The sequence below is a fragment of the Paenibacillus silvestris genome (assembly GCF_009882985.1).
GTDB classification, from domain to species: domain Bacteria; phylum Bacillota; class Bacilli; order Paenibacillales; family NBRC-103111; genus Paenibacillus_E; species Paenibacillus_E silvestris.
Genome location: NZ_WTUZ01000001.1, coordinates 152,338 through 174,048, shown reverse-complemented (window position 1 = coordinate 174,048; position 21,711 = coordinate 152,338). Strand labels below are relative to the sequence as shown.

General features: G+C 42.7%; 20 protein-coding genes and 3 pseudogenes. 4 read left to right on the top strand and 19 right to left on the bottom strand.

The features are described 5' to 3' along the window. Positions 1-127: 127 nt before the first annotated feature. The gene (locus GQF01_RS00365) at positions 128-1,165 is read left to right on the top strand and encodes an aldo/keto reductase (RefSeq protein WP_161404681.1); all 1,038 of its coding nucleotides are present in this window, start codon (positions 128-130) and stop codon (positions 1,163-1,165) included. A gap of 311 nt (positions 1,166-1,476) precedes the next feature. Here the strand turns inward: GQF01_RS00365 and GQF01_RS00360 are convergent, their stop codons facing one another. Beyond that, positions 1,477-2,346 (bottom strand): helix-turn-helix transcriptional regulator, encoded by an 870-nt coding sequence (locus GQF01_RS00360; protein WP_161404678.1) that lies wholly within the window; start codon positions 2,344-2,346, stop codon positions 1,477-1,479. A 225-nt stretch (positions 2,347-2,571) separates the two neighbouring features. Here GQF01_RS00360 and GQF01_RS00355 point away from each other — a divergent pair, with 225 nt between their 5' ends. Next, on the top strand, positions 2,572-3,333 hold the full coding sequence (locus tag GQF01_RS00355) for an SDR family oxidoreductase (RefSeq protein ID WP_161404675.1): 762 nt from the start codon (positions 2,572-2,574) through the stop codon (positions 3,331-3,333). Between the two features lie 120 nt (positions 3,334-3,453). Then, positions 3,454-4,662: an MFS transporter gene (locus tag GQF01_RS00350; RefSeq protein ID WP_161404672.1), complete on the top strand. Its 1,209-nt coding sequence runs from the start codon at positions 3,454-3,456 to the stop codon at positions 4,660-4,662. A gap of 267 nt (positions 4,663-4,929) precedes the next feature. Here GQF01_RS00350 and GQF01_RS00345 read toward each other — a convergent pair whose 3' ends face one another. The 6 genes and pseudogenes from GQF01_RS00345 to GQF01_RS00325 all read right to left on the bottom strand — a co-directional run bounded on the left by GQF01_RS00345 (position 4,930) and on the right by GQF01_RS00325 (position 11,608). Beyond that, positions 4,930-7,500 carry an FtsX-like permease family protein gene (locus GQF01_RS00345; protein WP_161404669.1) on the bottom strand — a complete coding sequence of 857 codons (2,571 nt, stop codon included), beginning with the start codon at positions 7,498-7,500 and terminating at the stop codon, positions 4,930-4,932. After that, positions 7,497-8,180 carry an ABC transporter ATP-binding protein gene (locus tag GQF01_RS00340; protein WP_161404666.1) on the bottom strand — a complete coding sequence of 228 codons (684 nt, stop codon included), beginning with the start codon at positions 8,178-8,180 and terminating at the stop codon, positions 7,497-7,499. The genes GQF01_RS00345 and GQF01_RS00340 overlap by 4 nt, the downstream gene beginning before the upstream one ends. Positions 8,181-8,276: 96 nt before the next feature. Beyond that, a pseudogene (locus tag GQF01_RS37035) lies at positions 8,277-8,594 on the bottom strand (sensor histidine kinase); the annotation flags it as partial. A 162-nt stretch (positions 8,595-8,756) separates the two neighbouring features. Then, positions 8,757-8,987 (bottom strand): annotated as a pseudogene (locus GQF01_RS37030) (histidine kinase dimerization/phospho-acceptor domain-containing protein); the annotation flags it as partial. 292 nt (positions 8,988-9,279) lie between these two features. Then, a complete protein-coding gene (locus GQF01_RS00330; protein WP_161404660.1) occupies positions 9,280-9,963 on the bottom strand; it encodes a response regulator transcription factor in 684 nt (227 codons plus the stop codon). A 412-nt stretch (positions 9,964-10,375) separates the two neighbouring features. Then, the gene (locus GQF01_RS00325) at positions 10,376-11,608 is read right to left on the bottom strand and encodes an MFS transporter (RefSeq protein ID WP_161404657.1); all 1,233 of its coding nucleotides are present in this window, start codon (positions 11,606-11,608) and stop codon (positions 10,376-10,378) included. Positions 11,609-11,753: 145 nt separating this feature from the next. On the opposite strand from GQF01_RS00325, the gene GQF01_RS00320 reads away from it, so the two are divergent. Next, positions 11,754-12,653 carry a LysR family transcriptional regulator gene (locus GQF01_RS00320; protein ID WP_202555936.1) on the top strand — a complete coding sequence of 300 codons (900 nt, stop codon included), beginning with the start codon at positions 11,754-11,756 and terminating at the stop codon, positions 12,651-12,653. Between the two features lie 193 nt (positions 12,654-12,846). On the opposite strand, the gene GQF01_RS37025 is transcribed toward GQF01_RS00320, so the two are convergent. The 12 genes and pseudogenes from GQF01_RS37025 to GQF01_RS00260 all read right to left on the bottom strand — a co-directional run bounded on the left by GQF01_RS37025 (position 12,847) and on the right by GQF01_RS00260 (position 21,654). After that, positions 12,847-12,993: an Imm53 family immunity protein gene (locus GQF01_RS37025; protein ID WP_407945380.1), complete on the bottom strand. Its 147-nt coding sequence runs from the start codon at positions 12,991-12,993 to the stop codon at positions 12,847-12,849. Between the two features lie 57 nt (positions 12,994-13,050). Beyond that, a complete protein-coding gene (locus GQF01_RS00310) occupies positions 13,051-13,584 on the bottom strand; it encodes a DUF1572 family protein (protein ID WP_161404651.1) in 534 nt (177 codons plus the stop codon). Between the two features lie 168 nt (positions 13,585-13,752). Beyond that, positions 13,753-14,171, bottom strand: a pseudogene (locus GQF01_RS00305) (ABC transporter ATP-binding protein); the annotation flags it as partial. 242 nt (positions 14,172-14,413) lie between these two features. Next, the gene (locus GQF01_RS36135) at positions 14,414-14,704 is read right to left on the bottom strand and encodes a hypothetical protein (RefSeq protein ID WP_161404648.1); all 291 of its coding nucleotides are present in this window, start codon (positions 14,702-14,704) and stop codon (positions 14,414-14,416) included. Between the two features lie 77 nt (positions 14,705-14,781). Then, positions 14,782-15,297 (bottom strand): GrpB family protein, encoded by a 516-nt coding sequence (locus tag GQF01_RS00295; RefSeq protein ID WP_161404645.1) that lies wholly within the window; start codon positions 15,295-15,297, stop codon positions 14,782-14,784. Between the two features lie 533 nt (positions 15,298-15,830). Continuing rightward, a complete protein-coding gene (locus GQF01_RS00290; protein ID WP_161404642.1) occupies positions 15,831-16,733 on the bottom strand; it encodes a class I SAM-dependent methyltransferase in 903 nt (300 codons plus the stop codon). Positions 16,734-16,910: 177 nt separating this feature from the next. Next, positions 16,911-17,585 carry an ABC transporter ATP-binding protein gene (locus tag GQF01_RS00285; RefSeq protein ID WP_161404639.1) on the bottom strand — a complete coding sequence of 225 codons (675 nt, stop codon included), beginning with the start codon at positions 17,583-17,585 and terminating at the stop codon, positions 16,911-16,913. A 70-nt stretch (positions 17,586-17,655) separates the two neighbouring features. After that, on the bottom strand, positions 17,656-18,357 hold the full coding sequence (gene sigK / locus GQF01_RS00280) for an RNA polymerase sporulation sigma factor SigK (protein ID WP_127452517.1): 702 nt from the start codon (positions 18,355-18,357) through the stop codon (positions 17,656-17,658). A gap of 232 nt (positions 18,358-18,589) precedes the next feature. After that, positions 18,590-19,264, bottom strand: coding sequence for an MBL fold metallo-hydrolase (locus GQF01_RS00275; protein ID WP_161404636.1), 675 nt, complete (start codon positions 19,262-19,264; stop codon positions 18,590-18,592). A 34-nt stretch (positions 19,265-19,298) separates the two neighbouring features. Then, positions 19,299-20,591 carry an MFS transporter gene (locus GQF01_RS00270; protein WP_161404633.1) on the bottom strand — a complete coding sequence of 431 codons (1,293 nt, stop codon included), beginning with the start codon at positions 20,589-20,591 and terminating at the stop codon, positions 19,299-19,301. Positions 20,592-20,605: 14 nt separating this feature from the next. Beyond that, entirely contained in the window at positions 20,606-21,127 is a 522-nt protein-coding gene (locus GQF01_RS00265; RefSeq protein ID WP_161404630.1) for a thioredoxin domain-containing protein, read from the bottom strand. Between the two features lie 14 nt (positions 21,128-21,141). After that, positions 21,142-21,654: a MauE/DoxX family redox-associated membrane protein gene (locus GQF01_RS00260; RefSeq protein ID WP_161404627.1), complete on the bottom strand. Its 513-nt coding sequence runs from the start codon at positions 21,652-21,654 to the stop codon at positions 21,142-21,144. Positions 21,655-21,711: the final 57 nt, after the last annotated feature.

Below are 21,711 nucleotides of genomic sequence, written 5' to 3'. Positions count from 1 at the left end.
ATTGAACTATCCTTTCTAGCGGTTCTGCCGGATAATAACGGGTATCCGGGAAAAGAATAAACGGATGCGCATCGAGTTCTGTCCCGGGTGAGTTCACGTTCATATAGAAACAAGGAGGTTATTCCAAATGGAGTATAAACAGCTTGGCAATACGGGACTGCTGGTTTCGCGGCTCGCATTAGGGGCCATGACCTTCAGCAGTGGACAAGGGAATCATAAAGTCGTCGGGGCCGTCGGGCAGGAGGAAGCCGATCAAATGGTAAAAAAGAGCGTTGATATCGGCATCAATTTCTTCGATACGGCCGATGTTTACGGAAGCGGCGACAGTGAAATCACGCTCGGTCAGTCATTCCGCAATCTGGGGATCGCGCGAAAAGACGTCGTCGTGGCTACCAAAGTAGCCATGCGGGTTGGTCAGGGCCGTAACGATGTGGGGGCTTCGAGAGGCCATATCATGGATGGCGTAGAAGCCAGCTTGAAGCGGCTTCAAACCGATTATATCGACCTATACCAAATCCATGCCGACGATTTCTTGACCCCTGTGGAAGAAACGCTGCGGGCGCTGGACGATCTGATCAGGCAAGGGAAAGTTCGGTACATTGGCGTATCCAATTGGCATGCCTGGAAGATCGCGGATGCTCTCGGTATTTCGAATCAGAAAAATATAGCCCGCTTTGAAACGCTTCAAGCTTATTATTCGCTTGCCGGCCGCGATTTGGAGCGCGAGCTGGGGCCGATGCTGGAAGCGAAAAAAATGGGGCTGCTGGTTTGGAGCCCGCTAGCCGGCGGTCTGCTGTCCGGCCGTTACGACCGTCACAATCAGAAAGCGGAGGATTCGCGCCGGTCGGCAACAGATTTTCCGATCGTGGACAAGGAACGCGCTTGGAACATTATCGACACCGTTAAACCCATTGCGGAAGCGCATGGGACAAACCCCGCAAGTATTGCTTTGGCCTGGCTGCTGACCAGGCAGGTCGTAACCTCCGTTCTCGTCGGCGCGAAGCGCCTTGATCAGCTCGGGGCCAACTTGGCCGCCGCGGATCTGGAGCTGACCGACGAAGAAATTCGGCGTCTCGACGAGGTTAGCGCCCTGCCGCCAGAATATCCGGGTTGGATGGTTGAATACCAAAAGAACGGCAGACTGGAATCGGCCGGGCATCAATAAGGTTCAAAATGATTCCATTTCGGAATTTATCCCTTCAATAACCGAGAAAACGGCGGCCCTTAATGGGCTGCCGTTTTCATTTTAGTTCTCCGGGATTAGGTCGTGAGATAGCCCTCACAGCCCTGAAGAAAGGAGATTTGATAGCACATTGACACGCTAACCTCCTTCTGTAGTCTATCGCTTTATTGTTCGCTTAAGGCAGTGCGGAGTAAAATGGCGAATAAAACAACGCAAAAAATGGATATTTGGATGGATTATAATGACGTAATTTTATCTCATTCGCCATGGTGAACGTCAAATATTGCGCCGGACTACACGGCACCATGGACTTCAATCTTCTCCTGAAGCTTATTCAACCTTTCTGCGTCGATCGCAGTCGCGGGTGTGTAAACGACCAGCGTGACATCCTCTCTCTCAGCAGCATAAAAGGCGTTAGACAGCAAATTAATTTCACTTACGGCCGGGTGAGTTAGGGGAAATAGATTTTCGCGCAGACACCTGACATCGTGACGTTTCCACATCTCCGTAAATTCCGCGCTGGCATTTCCCAAATCTTCGACGATCGAACTCACACAGGGATTTTCCATTCGTCGGGCATAAGCTGTTCGAAATGCAGCGACCAGCTTGGCGGCCGATGTCTCCCAGTCCACAAATCTGCCCCGTAATTCTGGATCAGTAAATAGCAGCCAAATAAAATTTTTCTTTCCACTCTTTTTGCAGGAATGACGAAATCCGCCAAACAGTTCTTCTGCCGCCTTATTCCAAGTCATCAGATTCCATTGCCCATCTATCGCGTAAACGGGCATTTCTCCGAATTGGTTTACGATTAGATCCAATTCGGGGTCTGATTGCAGAGTCGGGGACGCTTCTGATGAAGTCTCCAGCGGTACGTTACGGTTGGCCAGCATAAATAAATGTGCCCTTTCATCCTGCTGCAACTGAAGCGTTCGTGCCAAGCTTTCCAGGACGCTGTCAGACACCCGAATATCTCGACCTTGCTCCATCGCGGTATACCAATGCAGTGAAATTCCGGCAAGCGTAGCCACTTCTTCACGGCGTAGCCCTCTAGAGCGGCGACGGACACCGCTTGGTGCGGGTAAGCCGACCGCTTCTGGAGCTAATCTTTGACGGCGGTTTTTTAGAAAATCAGCAAGCTCCTTGCGGCGCATATCTTCACTCATGACTTGATTCCTCCCGAGTCGTTGTCTTTTTACTATTTTCCTCTTTCTGCGGCAAAAAGCAAACTTTGACTGATTCAACTCAGAATCCTGATCAATAGAGTGGTAGTCCTAGTACTAGGTTCAGGAGTTGTAGCATCGGTAATTGCACAATAAACGCGGTACTGCCTCATTATGAATAATCGTATTATGATGTTCTTGCACGAAACAACAAGGAGGAGAATGATAATGACAACAAACGATAAATATCTTGAAGGCAAAGTGGCTTTTATCACGGGAGGTAACCGGGGGATTGGCCTAGAGACAGCGCGCGAACTTGGAAGACTAGGCGCAATAGTGGTCATCGGAACTCGTAATCGGACTAAAGGTGAAGAAGTGAAGGGAGAGCTTCTCACCGAAGGGATTCAAGCAGAAGTTCTAACGCTCGATATTACGAGTACGGATGACCGCCGGGGAGCTTATGCTTACTTTGATCAGCACTATGGGAAACTCGACATGCTTATTAACAACGCAGGCGTTCAGCTAGAGATCGAGCATCTTGCCCCAATGAACAATACAACCGCTATTTCTTCGGAGGTTCTGCGCCAAACGTTCGACGCCAACTTCTTCGCACAGGTTGAGCTTACACAACTTCTTCTTCCGTTGCTTCGCAAAGCGCCTGCCGCCAGAATCGTAAATTTATCAAGTATACTTGGTTCTCTTACGCTCCAAGCGGATCCCGCTTCACCTATATACGATTTAAAGCTACTAGCTTACAACGCTTCGAAAGCAGCAGTGAATAGCTTTACCATCCAACTTGCGCATGAACTGAGGGAGACGCCAATTAAAGTGAATTCAGCCCACCCGGGCTGGGTTAAAACAGAGCTAGGCGGCAAATACGCTGACACAGATGTGACAGATGGCGCAAGGACAAGCGTGCGGCTCGCTACTTTGCCTGCAGATGGCCCAACAGGTAAATTCATTCATTTGGATACTGAACTACCTTGGTAAGCTGCAAAGATTAAATTTTATTTTGTTAATGGAAATGGATAAGAGTAGGTGACTGCCATCCCGATGGCAGTCACCTACTTCTCAATAAAAAACAAATTAAACTGAGGGATATGATCAACCATGAGACAATACTGGAAAATATATATGCTTGCCGCGGTTAGCTTTCTGATCGGTACATCCGAATACATGATCGCGGGCATTTTAGATAAAGTTGCTGAAGATGTTGGAGTGTCGTTATCCGCAGCTGGCCAATTAATAACGGCCTTCTCGCTGGCTTACGCCTTAGGTACGCCCATTATGATGGCAATCACAACCCGGCTCAACCGACGCGACTTGCTCCTTTACTCGCTTGGTCTTATTATTGTCGGTAATGTACTTATGGTGATTTTGCCGGGTTACGGATTTATGATTCTGGCAAGGGTAATTATGGCACTTGGAACAGGTGTTTTTGTGGTGACATCCCTTACCGTAGCCTCTAAGTTGGCTGCTCCAAATAAACAGGGTGGTGCAATAGCGATCGTGCTCATGGGAATAAGCGCATCGCTAATTTTAGGTGTGCCAATTGGCCGCATAATCGCAGCCTCATACGACTGGAAGCTGATCTTCGTCGGCATTGCTCTGCTTTCCATTATCGGTCTACCCGTTGTAGCTCGGTCGATCCCGCCGATGGAAGGGGATGAACCTGTACCCTTATCCAAGCAACTGGCAATGGTGAAAAGACCTCGAATTGCTCTGGCGCTAGCAATCACGTTCTTCTGGATACTGGGTTATGCCATTGCCTTCACGTACTTGTCGCCTTATCTGCTTGAAGTTGTCGGGATGAACGAGAGATGGGTTAGTGCAGCCCTGTTCGCATATGGTATCGCTAGTCTTATCGGCTCAAAGGCAGGGGGATTCAGCACTGATCGCTGGGGTGTAGCTAGGACATTAACCGGTGGGATGATATTAAATATGGTGATGCTAATCTTGTTATCGGCGGCCTCAGGCACCGGAACCTTCCTTGTTTTCTCATTGCTGATGCTCTGGTCGTTCTTCTCCTGGTCATCCGCTCCAACCCAACAATATTATCTAATTACATTGTCTCCAAAGGCATCCGGTATCATGCTTGGCCTCAACACCTCCGTGTTGCAACTTGCGATGGCTGCGGGGGCTGGGATCGGAGGCGTTGTCATCGACAATATTTCGTTGAACGCCATCACATGGATCGCTGCTTCTTCTATTGCAGTAGCCGCTGTGACCACTGCCGTCATGTTCCGCAGAATAAGATCTCAATCTCAATCGCACCACGATAACCAGCAAGCAGAAGAAATATCGCGTATTTCAGCTTAAACCGTTTCATGCCGAGATGATTTCAAAAGCCAACTCATCTCGGCAGTTATTGAGTGACAAAGTATTTGCAAGTCGCAATACTCAGAGAAAATTCCACAAAGAATTTTAGGTCAACCAAAATAAACTGGTTGGCCTATTTTATTAGCTGCAGGAAAACAACACCAGCATTTACCTTTAAAATAAAAACTAAAAATGACTGTTCATATTCGAGACCCAACTATCCGTATTTAGGATGGCTGGGTTATTAAGCATACTGGATATCATTTTCTATATATTCTCTTGCTTCAACACATCAATAATGTTAGCGTTCTTTACTTTTACACTAGCGTAAAACATCGACAGGCTCACCATAACAAATACGGCAACAATGACATATAGCATACTCGTCCATGGCAATATGAAGCCATATGAAAAACTATGCATGAAAGATCGGTAGATCAACACCATAATCACTCCGCTAATCGGAAGCCCGTAGCTCAGCGCCTTGATGCCATAAAATATGCTTTCATAATTCAGCATTTTATTCAAACTTTTCGGCGTCATTCCCACTGAGCGCAGCATTGCAAACTCACGTTTGCGAAGTGCAATACTTGTCGAGATCGTATTGAAAATGTTCGCGATCGAAACCGCCGTGATTAAAGCGACAAAGCCATAAACAAACACGGAGATTAATGTGATCTTTTGTTCAGAGCGTTTTCTATCTTGGAATAAATTCATGACAGAGAGATTACTCTTCATTTCTTCAATGTCCTGCTGTGTTTTTAAAGGATCTTTACTATTCAGATAAATTCCTGAATACGCTTGGATATCCTTGTTTCTTTTCAATAATTTATCGAAGACCAGCTCAGAGACGACAAGATTTAATTGAAAGCTGCCTCGCACGATTCCCATTGGAAATTGATCTGTCACCGCGGCAAGCTCTACCTTATTGATTGTTTCTTTCTCATTAACATCCGTGAAGACGAGATCAAGTATTTCACCAACTTTGGCCCCAATTCCGTTGGTTTCAATAAATTTGTCTTTTTCATCACTATACGCGGTGGCATCAATAATAATTGCGGTAGGGTGATCAGTATTCACTAGCTTCGTATAGTCTGCCCCGATTTGCTTGGCATAGGCTTGCAGCTTCTCATCACTTAATGCATTTACGGTTAGATTGTATTTGTACAAACCATTTTGATGTGTCAAATAATTTTGCACATTTGTCGGGATGGTCTCTCCGTTAACCCAAGTGAAGCCATCATTCATCCGTTGGATCAAGCTATACTCGGTAACGCCATCTAACGACACAATTGATTTCAACAATCGCTCGTCTATCGTTAGATCTTCACCCTCCTTGTATACACCAACATCATAATTATAACCTTTTTGTGAGATACCCAGTGATCTTTGCAGGTTAGAAGTGAAGAAGGACACGGATAAGAACAAGACGATGCTAATCACAAGTGACCATATCGTTGCATAATACCTGCGTTTGTTTCTTTTTAAATTTTTCAATCCAAACTCCGCTTCAATGCCGAATAACCGTTGGACTAGCTTCGACGTTTTCACAGCTCTACCTGTCAGTTTAATATCTGTTGTTTGCCGGATGGCATCGATAGCAGAAATCTTAGAAGCTTTCTGGGCTGGGAGATACGTTGAAATAAAAATAGTGATGATCGATATCACACAGGCCATGGTGAGCGATAAAGGGGTGATGATCACCGATAGTTTTTCAGTGACGCCAAGTGCGCCTTCGAGCATAGCGTTAACGAATAGAAAGGTAATGCCAATTCCGATCAGTCCACAGATGATGCCTAAGGGGATGCTAATAAGGCCAATGATCGCTCCTTCAAAAAACACCGAATTTCTCTTTTGCCTTTTTGTTGCACCAACACTCGATAACATCCCTAGATAACGTGACCGTTCCGAGACGGAAATAGCAAACGCATTGTAGATTAATGAGATCGAGCCCACAACAATAACCAGCATGACAATGACTAAAAGCGAGTTATAGGTTTTGCCTAATCCGCCACCCATAACGCCATAATAGCGTAATAAAGTATCATTTGTTTTAAATGTGTTGATGTCGTTTGTCTTGGCCAAGTCTTTCGCATGGGTAAATACTGCGTTATTAACTTTCTTAAGGACAACACTCGCATCAACGGTTTTGTTTATTCCCATCATACTTTCGTCTACATAGGTAATGACGGTATAACCTGGCGCCCATGCCTGCTCCCATACAGGCCGTTTAATAAAGCCTACTACGGTATACGACTCGGTTGTGGTGTGGGTTAAGGTCTCCGTACTGCTACCATTATTAAATCTTAATTGATCATTTTGAAAAAGGTCTATATCACTTGGATCTGCATTATTCAATCGTTGACCAACGTCAAAGGTTAAACGATCGCCAATCTTGTAGGTGACTTTGGCGTTCGTCGCGATGGCTTCCGAAATGACGACCTCATTCGCTTGTTGAGGCAGACGCCCCTGGCTCAATTCAACGGGGAAGTTCATAAAACCTTGTGCATTATACGCTTTAATGAACAAGTAAGGCTTGTTGATATTTTGGCTTCCTTGCAATAGAGCAAAGCCGTGATCTTTTGAAATAATCAATTCTTTGGTTGCAGCATCATGCTTGATTGCTTCAAGCTGAACTTTGTTGACGTTATTATAAATAACATGCCATTCACCATTATCTACAATCGTTTGCTTTTGCATTAGTCCCAAAAAGGAGGAACCGAGCGTTGTAACCGCCGTCACCATCGCCACTGATATAATAACCCCAATCATGGTTACGAGCGTTTGTTTTTTATTCTTCATTAAATGTCTTAGCGTTAGTTTATTGATGATGTTCATGGGCGGATAACCTCATCCGTGGAAATCCTTCCATCTTCTATGCCAATAATCCTATCAGCCTGCAGAGCAATTCGTTCATCATGGGTAATAATAATCAGTGTTTGATGAAAGGTTCTATTAAACATTTTCAACAAATCAATAATTTCATTGCCGTTTTTGCTGTCCAAATTACCGGTTGGTTCGTCCGCCAGTATAATAGCCGGTTGGTTCATCAGCGCTCTGCCGATTGAGACCCGCTGCTGTTGACCGCCGGAGAGCTGATTCGGCAGATGGTTCAAGCGATTTTGCAAATTTAACGTTCTCACAATTTCATCAAATTGCTTCTGGTCTACCTTATGTTCATCAAGTAACAGTGGCAGCTTCATATTCTCTTCTACCGTTAGGATAGGTAGCAGGTTATAAAACTGATAAATCAAGCCAATTTGTCTTCTTCTAAAGATAGCTAATTGTGTTTCATTCAAACGATACATGTCGGTATTATCTACAAACACTTTTCCGCTTGTTGGCCTATCCACTCCGCCCAGCATATGCAAAAGTGTTGATTTCCCCGAGCCAGACGGACCGATGATGGCCACGAATTCTCCTTTTTCCACGGTGAAAGAAACGTCATCAAGCGCTTTTACCGCGGTGTCACCTTTTCCGTATACTTTGGACAGATGTTCTATTTTTAAAATCTCCATTGTAAACCCTCCACTCGTTTGCCGATGGATTTAGTATATCTGCCCAGAGTGACTTTCAAGTGACTTCAGAGTGACAATTTAGTCATCGTACCTTCGTTACACGATTTGCTTGTAAAAACGTATTTGAAATTGTGTTCCCTTATGGAGCTCACTCTGAACCTCAATCGTACCGTTCTGCTTCATAATAATGCTGTGAACCATCGAGAGACCAATGCCGATACTGCTCTCCCCAGCGCCCTTGCCTTTATGAAAACGTTTAAAAATAAAAGGAATCTCTTCTTTGGGAATACCCTTACCATTATCCTTAATTACAATTTCTGTATATAGCAGGTTTTCTGAAAAAGAAATCACGATTGTTCCACCTTCATAGGTATGTTCCACACTATTTTTCAAAATATTAATTACAGCTTCCGTTGTCCAATTTAGATCTCCAACAAAAGAGACGTTGTCTTCACCTGTTATTGAAATTGTTTGTTCTTTAATATCAATAGGAATGAGAACGGGCTGCAATGCTTTATGAATAAGTTCTGCTACCAGAACTTGATCTTTCTTGAACTGTACGGTACCTGCATCAATTTTGGAAAGCTTTAATAGAGAAGAAACAAGCCAATCCAACCGTTCGAGTTGAATACGAATATTACGTGTGAATTCTTTTCTTTTAGCTTCAGGAAGCTTCGTGTCGTCTAATAAATCGGCCATGACCATCATGGACGTTAGTGGTGTTTTGAGCTGATGGGAGATATCCGAAATCGCGTCTGTAAGATAAATCTTGTCTTTTTGCAAAAGTGTACGCTGTTCCGATAACATCACGGTTACTTTATAAATCGTATTTTTCAAAATACTAAATTCGCCTTCACGATTATCGCGGACATCAAGGGAATAGTTACCACTGCTAATTTGCCGTAAATAACTAGATAACTTCTCTACCTCTAGATAACGCAATCTTGTGAATACAAGACTGCATCCAATAAGTAAAACTGAAGTGATTAGAACGAACACCACGGAAACGGATGAAAAAAAAGCCGCCTCCGCAAGTACGATTAGACTTACCGTACACATGAGCATTAACACGAAGCGTATCTCACGATTGCGCAGCATACTACTCACCTACCTTGTAGCCTAAACCGCGAATGGTTTTAATAAACCTTGGATCTTTCGGGTCATCCTCTAGTTTTTCTCTCAATCTTTTTATGTAAACAGTTAACGTATTGTCATTGACGAAATCCCCTGCAACATCCCAAATTTGTTCCAACAGCTGATTTCTCGAGAGGATCTGCCCGATATGGTTAGCAAAAATCAATAATAAACGATACTCTAACGCAGTTACTGAAATTTCATCGCTATGTTTATATACCTTGCCCTCCAGTGTATTAATACGGACTGAATCTATTTCAATTATTGGTTTGGCTAGCGGCTGCTTATGGTATCTGCGCAAAACAGACTTTATTCGGGAGAGCAATTCACGAATACGAAAAGGCTTCGTAATATAATCATCTGCCCCCATATCAAGTCCCATCACAACATTGACTTCATCATCAATGGCAGTCAAGAATATAACGGGAATATCACTTTGCTCTTTCACTAACTTACATATTTCATATCCGCTTCCGTCCGGTAGAGACAAGTCAATCAGACATAATTCAAACTGATTTATATGCGTCTCTAACACCCTTTTTGCAGTTTCAACATCATGGCAAAGAACCGTGGAAAACTGATCCTGCTGTAGGGAATACTCGAGTCCAGATGCAATAGTTTTATCATCTTCCACTAGTAGAATGCTCATTGAATCATCATCCCGATCTGTATTTTAGTAAACGATTTATAATTCAACATCGTATCGTACAGAATTACCCAATTTATTTAAACTTCTTCTTGTAGGAGTTGATATGGACGTGGCTAAATCAAAAGCTTTTATTATTCTCTGCACTAATGTATCTGGCACTTGGATTCATAGCTATTCTTCATGTTAATTAGTAGAAAAAATCGTCAGTCATAGACTGTCGATTTTTTAATCGAAACTGATATTTCATATCCATTTTTGGATAGTAATCCGTTAAGCCATACGTTTTATTATTCCATAATATCTCTTTTATACGCTCGTCATCTTCCATGTTGCATCTTTCATCATAACCACTTCTGTCAATCTTGTTCTTCCAAACAGGTCTAAGTATGGAAGTTTCTTTATGACAAACCATTTAAATTCTGTTATACGCGGGCAACCGCAGACATACAAATCCTGCAAGCGCTGATAAGCCGGCCGCTGTCCCAAAGGCAAAGAGATGTGTTCCAAAAAACTCATATCCCCAACCGGCAGTATAGACACCAACTGCCCCTCCTATTTGATGAATGAAATAACTCCAACCGTATAAAATACCCAACCATCGGAGCCCATACATAGTTCCTAGAATAGCGGATGAAAGCGCCGTACTTCCCGCCCATACAAGCCCCCCGAAAGCCGACACCAAGTACAATTGCCATTCTGACATGATCAGTACAATTAGAAGAAATTCTGCTCCGCGAAAAATATATATGCTCGAAAGCATAAACCGTTTCGAAATATTGTCGGAAAGATTTCCTAAGAAAACACTGCTAATCATAGCAACCAACCCGAGTAACCCAATACTTAAAGAAGACGTATGCTCATTAAAACCATGATCCATCAACATCGGAACACCGTGAGAACCTAATAAATTCATACTGAAGCCGCATGCGAAAAGACCAAAAGTAATATACCAAAAAGGGCGTGTTGCGAGGGCATCGGTCCATTTATCAAGTGATATCATTGGTGCCGAAAGATCGTTTCGATTCATCATGATTTGTCCGGGAAGCAGGTCTGTGTTAACTGGAGCATCGTCACTTAGTAGCAATGTAGAGGCTGCAATCAAAATTAGAAATAAACCTGCTAACAACAACATCGTTGTCTTCCATCCAACCCATTCAATTGCGAATGTAAAAATTGGAGTCATTATTGCGATCCCTCCCATCGAACCAGTAGACAAATAAAAGAGCGCCTTTCCCCTTTGCCTTGTAAACCACTTGCTTACAATAGGAGTTACAGCAATCGGACTTGTAAACGAAAGGCCTAAGGACAACAGAATACTATAAGCAAACGTAAAGCTTACTGGTTCATTCGAACAGACCGCCAAAACCGTTGAGATCGCTATCATGACTGCTCCTGATAACAAAACAAATCGAGTTCCGAGTTTATCGACCAGATAACCGGCTATAGGCATACCAATCCCGTACACGATCATACTTATAGCAAAAATAGAAGACAGAAGTGTACGACTTATCCCTAAACTGATTAACATCGGATTAAAAAAGGGCCCTGCTCCAAGACGTGTGCCCACCGTCAGCATGGTGATCAATGATGTGACAATGACAATATTCCATCCGTAATACCATCTTCTCATGATTGCCAGTTTCATCTTTTAACCTCCATTCCCAAGAAAATCAAACTGTACTTTTGTTGATGTTTACTTTACTACAGCTAAATTGATAAGAAAAAGACATATATGTTATTGTAGCAATATGATTTACTTATATCTTGGAAAATTAGGTGATCTCGGAGATATGGAGTTTAGACAATTAGCTTACTTCGTTGAAGTCGCGAGATTGAACAATTTAACACGAGCGGCTGAACGGCTGAAAGTCGCCCAACCGGCGCTCTCGCAGCAAATCAAAAACTTGGAACGAGAACTTGGTGTAAGGCTGTTTAACCGCTCTGCCCGCGGTGTAACGCTTACTGAGGCAGGAAAGATATTTTTTATTGGTGCAGAAAAAACATTAGCGGAGGCGGAACGGGCCAAAGATTCCGCTAAAGGATTCAACAACCAGCCAACTGGGAAGGTAACTGTAGGTGCGCTAGAATCCGTAGTGCAAACCAGACTACCGCGAATGCTGGCAACCTTCGGGATTGAGTTTCCGGGGATTAAAGTATTTATAAGGGAGAATACAACCAGATCGCTTCTTGAGGCACTTAAGAAGGGCGAATTGGATCTCGCTCTTGCACATGAAAGGGATGATAAATATTTCCCACAGTTGGAAGATTCAAATCCTCCGTCTGGAATTTGTGCGAAATCACTGTATATTGACGAGTTAGTTCTTGCCGTTGCTAAGGGTCATCCATTGGAGAAGCATAAAGCGGTTTCTATCCGGGAATTAAGGGAAGAATCGTTTGTATCTTTTAAAGAGGGATCTAGGTTACGTTCACTTATATATGCGGCGTGCATCAGGGAGGGTTTTGAGCCAAGCATTACCTATGAATGCGCTTCTCCGCGGATATTGGTGGCAGAAGGCCTCGGGATTTCGATACTCCCTAGGCTCATGGCAGAGACACCAGGGCCATCTATATCGATTATCCCACTGGATCCTCCTCTATCTCGTTCCGTGGCAATCTTTTCCTTCGAGGGACGTTATCTCACGCCGGCAGCCGATATTTTTTTGCGTTATGCAGAAAAGTATCTAGGTTGAGGTATTCCATGAGGGGATAGACTCACATTCTCATCAACACTCCCTCTCTTACCTCAACAAATTTTTTATGATTGGGTTAACCTTAACGGTCATAACGGTGAAAAAGGCGAAGGAGCTACCTCGGCAGCTCCCTTTTAGTTGCTATACTTATTCAGCTATTGTTTTCCTTAGTTGAAGGAGGGTGAATTAAATATCATTTAATTGAAGCTACCCAATTTTTAATAATTTCTATTATTTCATCCAGATTAAAGACTCCTCCACTTCCCATAAATGTTTGGTCCTCAACTCTACATATTAACCAGTCAGTTTCTGTACGCTCTATTTGAAGGCGATTGAAAATTTCGTTTCGAGAAAGTAAATTATAGAACGAGAGTTCCCATGATAGTTCAATTAATGATCAATGATACTGTCCTGTTATGTGTTCATTCGAATCTTTTAATAATTTAGAGAGCAGTACAATTTGCCCTGCATGGTATCCGTAGTGAGCCGCTACTTGAACAAGAAGTCGGCTGATTACTCTCACTTCATAGGTTTCCTCTTCTAAAGCGTTAACCCGGAGCATTCTGTTCCAATCATCCAAGTCATAGCGAATTATAACTTCCCTTTTTAAATCCTCCTCGGACAAAACTGATAATATACTTGCCGATTCAGACCGTGTCCTCAAAAGAAGACTACTCAATTCTTCTTTCGATATGCCACCATCAGAATTAAATTCTCGAGAGCGCTCCCGAATGAGAGGTTTGTTCCCGATTGCACTTATGAGGTTCTGATACTCGTTTCCTGCTAAATGTAAGCAAAGGTTACCAATACTGTTCATGGAAACCTTCATCTTTTTCCAAATCATATCATTATCCAGTTGGTTTATGCTCTTTATGATTCGATCAAGCTGTTTGTTCATGTCTTCGAGTACGTTCTTTGTCAGGTCTAACACGACATTTCCCCCTTTGCCATTTATTTGATAAAAGTGTACATATCATTTTTATAATATTTCTCTTAATTAAGAGTGTTTACCTTTAACTAATCTCCCGTTAGCTTAATCCCAAGGCCATAATAACAAAAAATAAGAAACCGGAACCCCATCGGAGTCCCGGCCTTCATCCTACCTAATCTCACTCAACTTCCCATCCCGAAAATACACAACCCGCTTCGCCTGCTGCGCAATCGCCAGTTCATGCGTAATCAAAACAATCGTCCTGCCCTGCTCATTCAGCCTCTTAAAAATCTCCAAAATCTCCGCACTCGTCTTCGAATCCAGCGCACCGATAGGCCATCTGCCAGTATAATCGCCGGATCGCCCGCCAATGTCCGGGCAATCGCAACACGCTGCTGCTGCCCGCCAGAAAGCTCCGAAGGCAGATGCTTCCTGCGTTCCACTAAGTCAACCGCTTCCAAGGCCTGCATGACAAGCGGCTCCCTTTCACGTTTACTCATGCCCCTGTAAATAAGCGGCAGCTCCACGTTCTCATACGCATTAAGCCGAGGTAGCAAATTAAAGCTCTGGAAAACGAAGCCGATCTTCGAAAACTAAACCATTCATGATAGTCTCACACGATTATTGATAATCAAATGAAGGACGATTTCCGTATTGGCGGTTATGATGAGCTTGGGAGTTGTATCTCTAAATTTACTTTCTCGAAGTTCTGGTTTGGTAAGGATGGGGAATGAAACTGAAGATATATAAGAGTTAAAACATAAAAATATGGAGCAGTTACCGTGGTGGTCTGCTCCATATTTACATTGAACTAACGTTCACCGTTAGCTCAACGCTCTTTATATTTATTGAGATACCAATCTTCGACTAAATTGTATATGCCCTCAATTTTCTTGTTAAAACTATCTTTATATTCTTCCTGAATGCTCCTTCCGTTGAATCCGTATTCATCATAACAATCAATCAATAAATCTCTCACATTCTCTAATTTATAGTTGTACAAGCACCTAATAAGTTTCTGTGTTACATTATCATGTTCATTATCTGGAGCTCCGCCCCGGATTAAGCCAAGAGGGTCTAGTTTATTAATAATTACTCTTAGCTCCAGGAAATCCCTCACATACTCATCGGATAATTTCTTTTTTAAGTCCTTATCTATTTACCATCAACCTCCTAATAATTGTACCGTTGTTCCCATTAGTTGAATCCTAACTTCTCCATAATAATGTTTATAAATTCCGTTTTTTCATGAGAATAAGTAATTTTATCAGTTTGATGTTTTCTGGAAAGCGTCTCTTTTAATGTCTGATATTCATTCAATGCCTCATTGTCTTTTATTAAATAATCCCGGAATGCAAGTTGCTTTATCAGATAGTGATTACCCGTTTGGAACATGTGTATCTGATGAGTCCTTGGCTCCCCTTTGCTAAAGTAATACCTATCCGGCAGTATATCTGTTCCTTTATATTCATAACCAAGTCGTTTCAAACCCTGAACGCACTGTTTGCCGAGTTGATATTCATTCAGTTCGATTGCGATATCAATTATTGGCTTAGCCGATAAGTTCTTTACCGCTGTACTCCCAATATGGTGAACTGCTAGGACAAGTTCGTCGAGTTCAGATTTAATTTTTTCACTTTCATTCCTAAATTCAGTTACCCACTCATTTGTCCAAGGAATCAGATAAACTTCCCCTTTCGGTAGACCAAGCATCGCCTCATCCTCCTAAAAAATATTCATAATAATTATAACAGATATTGGAAGTAACCTGCCCGTTACTTCAACGGAAAAGAAGCAGATGCCGGTCCTGGCGATCTGCTTCCTGATTATTTCACTAACGTTCTTTCGTTAGGTTAATCAACTATGCGTAGTACCCGCCCTTAGAAAGGTACTCGTGATGTTCAAGATAATGTTTATATATTTTTCCGAACACCCGATTCGCCATAGATTGTATTTGGGTATCGTTCTTTAGTTTAACTACTTCATCCATCGGAGTGTTCATAGAAGTTTCGCCACTAATCAACTTTGGGAGATCCACTTCAAACGCTCCATTTAATTCCCTCAAGCAATTTCCAAATCTATACTCTGCAACAGTCCCCCTTATTGTAACTAATTCAAATTCCAAACAAATTGCCATTTCATAAGCCTCGTTTCTCTTTTTATTTTAACAACTATCTCAAAAAAAATACGAGTTTAGCTTATCGGTAACCTGATGTCATTGAAGTATCGTTCTCCCGTTAGTTGAATCACTTACCTCCAGTCAAAAAATTAGGATGATAGTACCAAATAAATTCAAGCCAAGGTGGCGCTATGTCAGTAAAATGTCCCCAACTCCCAGGCAAGTCCCCAGGATAATTACTTTTTATCTCAGAAAAATAGGCTAGTACAAACTGTTCCTTTATTAAGCTGTTCATGATCCTACTCAACGTTTGCGTATACTCTCTTGGCTCTTGAATTTTTTCTGGGGATTTCAACCGATCATACACCCAATCTTGATCTGGATAAGATGTGAGCGTTTCATCTTTATACGGATTTTTTAATATATAACCACTACCATTCCAGTCCTCATGTGAAAGTCCAGAGAAGAATGGATTAGCGCACATTAGATGATAAAATCCGCCTTTTTTTATAATTCGAGATATCTCATGAAAAACAACTCGTGAGTCTGGAACAAATGTAAGAGAGTATGGCTGCCAAACTACATCAAATGATTGCTTTGAGAAGCAAGATAAATCGCGCATATCACCTTGAAAAACATTAACATCAACTCCATAATGCTCAGCAGCCGCCTTATCTCGCTCTAATTGAGTATGTGAAATATCCAGAACTGAGACATTAGCTCCCAACAAAGCGAATGCCGCTGATTGCTGTCCACCTCCACTTGCCAAACAAAGAACGTTCTTTCCTGTCAGTTCATCCTTGATGCCCATTCGATCTAGACCTAAATAATCACGCGCGGACTCTTTATTAAGATCAAGATAAGGACGAGCGAAAAGAGCATCTGATTTGGCCAACGACTCCCATCTTGCATGATTATATAAATACACTTCATCTTTCAAATCCATAACCCCTTTATCTATTTTATTTAAAGCTAATTGAGAGAATTTATATGCCTTTGATACGCTGGCCGCACTGGTAGCCGCCACCATTTTAAACTTCCATAGATTGAGACTCTGTTTGTTTATTAAAGTTACGCGGTGATTTTTATTTATTTACAAAAACTGATTCCTGTACGATTTCTTTTGAAGTAACCTGCCAGTTAGTTTAATCCCAAGGCCATATTAACAAAACCAAAAACCGGAACCCCTTAGGGTCCCGGTCTCATCTTATCCAACCTCACTCAACTTCCCATCCCGAAAATACACAACCCGCTTCGCCTGCTGAGCAATAGCCATATCATGCGTAATCAACACAATCGTTCTGCCCTGCTCATTCAGCCTCTTAAAAATCTCCAAAATCTCCGCACTCGTCTTCGAATCCAGCGCACCTGTAGGCTCATCCGCCAGGATAATAGCTGGATCGCCCGCCAATGTCCGGGCAATCGCAACTCGTTGCTGCTGCCCGCCAGAAAGCTCAGACGGCAGATGCTTCCTGCGTTCCACGATATCCACCGCCTCCAGCGCTTTCATGACAAGCGGCTCCCGCTCTTTTCTACTCATCCCTCGATAAATAAGCGGCAGCTCCACGTTTTCATACGCATTCAGTCTTGGCAGTAGATTAAAGCTCTGAAAGACGAATCCGATCTTCCGATTCCTTATTTCAGCCAGCTGGGCATCTTTGAGCCGATTAATGGCCTTTCCGTCCAGCACATAATCACCACCATCCGCAACATCCAAACAGCCCAAAATGTTCATCAGCGTCGATTTCCCCGACCCCGACGGTCCCATGATCGCCACGAACTCGCCGTGATCAATATCTAACGAAACATCGTCCAACGCACGAATCATTTCCCCGCCCATCACGTAGCTCTTACTCACATGCTCAATCTGGATTAAGGTCATCCTCTTCGCCTCCATTATCTGAAACCAAATAAATGAAGTATGCGACTTCTCCAACTGGCCGACCTAACGCTTACCGCTTCGCCTTATAAAACTCATGATACAGCTTCATCAGCGCCCGCTTCTCAATCCGCGACACATAGGAGCGGCTAATGCCCAACTCCTTCGCTATCTCCCGCTGCGTCCGCTCTTCCCCGCCTAGCTCTAGTCCGAATCGCCCGACAACAACTTCCTTCTCGCGATCGTCCAAGATCTCTAAATTCCGATATATTTTGCTTTTCTCTATCTTTAGTTGAACCTTATCCACGACATCGTCAGCTTCCGTACCGAGGATGTCAATCAAAGTAATCTCATTCCCCTCTTTGTCCGTTCCGATGGGGTCATGCAAGGACACATCTTTCCTCGTCTTTTTCAACGAACGCAGATGCATAAGTATTTCGTTCTCGATACAACGTGCCGCAAACGTTGCCAGCTTTGTCCCTTTGTTCGGGGAAAACGACTCGATGGCTTTGATCAAGCCGATCGTTCCAATCGAGATCAAATCCTCCAGATCTTCTCCGGTGTTGTCGAATTTTTTGACTATATGCGCAACAAGCCTCAAATTGTGTTCAATCAATTTATTTCTAGAATAATCATTGCCTTCGGCCATCAGTCTAAGATGTTTTTCTTCTTCTTCTTCCGTTAAAGGTTGTGGAAACGCATTATTTTTGACGTAGGATACAAGTAATGTTAACTGCTTGATTAACACAGCAATCGCACTGAAAATCCCAGGCACTCCAGCCACCCCCTTTGATGTTTGCGGATCATAAATGCTTCTGAAGCCTCCGCTTTCAAGATTAGTATTAGTGTATGTGGGTTTGTGCCTAGAAGTGCATGTACGGAGTAAGTTACTTGAATTCATCTGTTGAAGCTAACTCATCTGTGTTATCTGGAAGAGTCCGCCAAAAGTCCAAAAAATCCGCACCAATAAAGGATACGGATTGATTTTACAAGGCAATAGTGATCAGTTATACAAAGCTGTATAGTACCTTCTGATTTTTCCTCATTCGAAAGTTGATGAAATCTTCTTTGTCTAATTGAAAGTAAATGTTATAGGTTGACAAATAGGTCATCGAGTAGCCTGGTTCTTTCCCAAAGGAATGTCCAGGGTATACGCGAACGTGTTTCTCTGCTATTCCTTTAATTTTTTGAACACTTTCGAACAAATCATCCGGCGATGCCCCGGCGCCTTCACACATGCCGCAGCCCTCGATAAACACGGTATCACCTGTAAATATGTCGTCTGACAACAGAAAGCAAGAGCTGCCTTTTGTATGACCAGGTGTCACTAAACATGTAATCGTTGTTTCACCTAATTGGATACAATCTTTATCCTCGAACCTTATCAATGAATCGCAATCATACTCATAATATTCGCTTTCTATGCGAGACATATATACGCTGGGTTGATATTTGGGAATCAGCGCATGGACCAGATCTACATGATCATTATGTGAATGTGTTAGCAAGATGAATTTCAAATTGACACCAAGGGCTTCCAATTGAGTGGTGATTTTGTCCAGCTCCCATGCCGGATCAATAATAGCTGCTTCTTGACTCTTAGCATCCACCAGAATATAACAGTAGTTAATCATTTTCCCTGAGCTTACTCGAAGCGTATAGACTTGATAACCCGTTTCCATGTACTTCCCCCTTGCAGTCGGTATTGAATCTCTCTCATCCTGTTGCTGGAAGTGATGTTTCAGATTGCTCTTTTTCCCTTACTAATAGAGGCAAGGTCAATGCATACATCAGTGAAATTAACAGCAACGCGATCCCCGCACTGTAATACAAATACTCAAGTCCAATCACTTTGGGGTAGAAAAAGGCGACTCCACTGAGAGCTGCCGAATGCGCAAGCATCATAAGCGGATCGACCCAGGCCGTTACACGACCCATGAACGTCTTATCGATCAACTCCTGAACCCATCCCCCTACAGCAATATTCAACGGGGCGAATACAGTACCTGCTAGAAAAACGATGATCAAATAAGTCCATACATTCTGAATCGTACCCAGTGCACCCACCATGACGCCGGAAATCATTAAACCAATAATGATGATTCTGTACGGCTTCACTTTTTTGATAAATGAACTTATGACCATGCTGCCTACTAGGAAGCCAATTCCTAGAAAAATAGCAAATAATGAAGCGAACTGCTTATAATCGTCTGGTGCCAGCTTGTATTTCATCGTGAGCATCGGCAGTACGGAGAAGAATCCATTAAAAAAACCAAGAATGAAATAGCCACAAATAATAGATAACAGTAAACGGTTTTTCAAAATGTACAGAAGCCCCTCTTTGAAATCGCCAATTACCATGCTCAGACGAATATCCTGAAGCCTGGTCCTCCCGTTAGGCAAGCGGATATCTATATGAATATTACTTAAGCGCATGAGGGTCGCTGAGACGATAAACCCCGCAACATCCAGGCAAAGCGCTCCAATAACACCCAGGAAGGTATAGGCGATCCCCCCTAAGCTTACGCCAAACAGCATAAAAACCCCAAAAATCATTTGAAACAACCCCGTTGCCAGCAAATACTCTTCTTTATTGAGTACTCCTTGCAGCAGACTTACTTCGGCCGGAGAGAAAAACTTGGCAACGGCACTTCTAATAAACAAAATTGCAAATACCACTGGAAGATAGTTCAAGTAAATAAACAGAATCAGAAGTAAAGTCAGGCCTGCACGAATCCAGCCTGTGTTCTCGGCAATTTTTTTGCGATCAAACCGATCCGCCACAACGCCCACAATAAAAAATACGACCAAGGTTGGCAATGAATACATAAGTTCCGCCAGTATCGCGTAAATAGGCATATTAATGTAACGATCGAGCAAGTAAAAAGCAAACGCGATATTACCAATGATAGTGCCAAGCTGAGAGGCAACGGAAGCGATCAGCATGTTGCGGAAGGTCCGGTTAACAAAAAGAACTTTCAAGATCAGCCTACCTTCTTTCTGCTTCATCTATATGACATGTTCTATCCGATGAGGCTTTTAATTTCCTGCATGTTTTCGCACAAGCCTTTTCTTCTCACAACACCGTTCGCATCGATAAAATAAGCAAAAGCGACCAATTTACTTTTCAACTTCTCGAATAAAGACTTGCTTACGATGAATTCACTTTTAATCTTGTAATTCTGTACAATCTTATTGAATTGCTCTTCCTTGCCATAGCCAATTAACAAAAAATTGTACTTATCATGATATAAATCATAGGCTTCATTCCAGTCGGCCAATAAAGCCTTACATCTTTTGCAGGAAGGCGAGACAAAAGCAATAAGCGTCGGCTTATCTTGAAACGCGGTATTTGTGATATTCGATTTTGTCAACATGGACTTCTCTTCAAAAGTAGGTATCTCCACACCAACCGGAATGCCGGAATTTGACATTGCATAAAGATAGATCACGTTCATTTGACGAATAATCAATACAATAAAATAAATAACAGGTATTAAAATTAGCCATATCAGAATCGTTGAATAAAAAGTGAAGTTCTCCATTGTTTCATCCCCATTCAAAATAGTTTCATGTTTTGTTGGTTGTAATTCCAAAGTATTTGCATGACTAGAAAGATGACGGTCCCGACGGCTCCGAATACAAGCGAAGGTAATGAAAATGGGTTATCAGCCGGATGTATGACAAAAAGTAACGCATCGATCAGAATCAGTATGAAAATTTTGATTAGTGTAAACTTGTCGGCTTGCGAATCGAGCCATTTGCCGTAGCAGCCGCAGGAAATATCCTTTTCCTTTTGAATGGCGGTCTGTACTGCGTACCCAAAGCTTAAGAGCAGCAGTAAAATAATGACCGCTCCAAGATAGTAGGTGACTGCAAAAAGCAGCATGAACCCGGCGGCCAGTTCTATAACGGGCGCCGTATACCCATAAAGTGTTGAAAGACGGGACGGAAGCACTTCATATTTCTGGACTAGGTCAACAAAAGTACTCAGATCAATCAGCTTCATGACAGCTGAAATTAGAAAAAGCAGGCATAATCCAATTTGGATAGATGATACTAGTGTTTGCATATAATTATCCTCATTTTGAAGATGGGGACGATACGCCCATATCGCCCCATTCCGCAT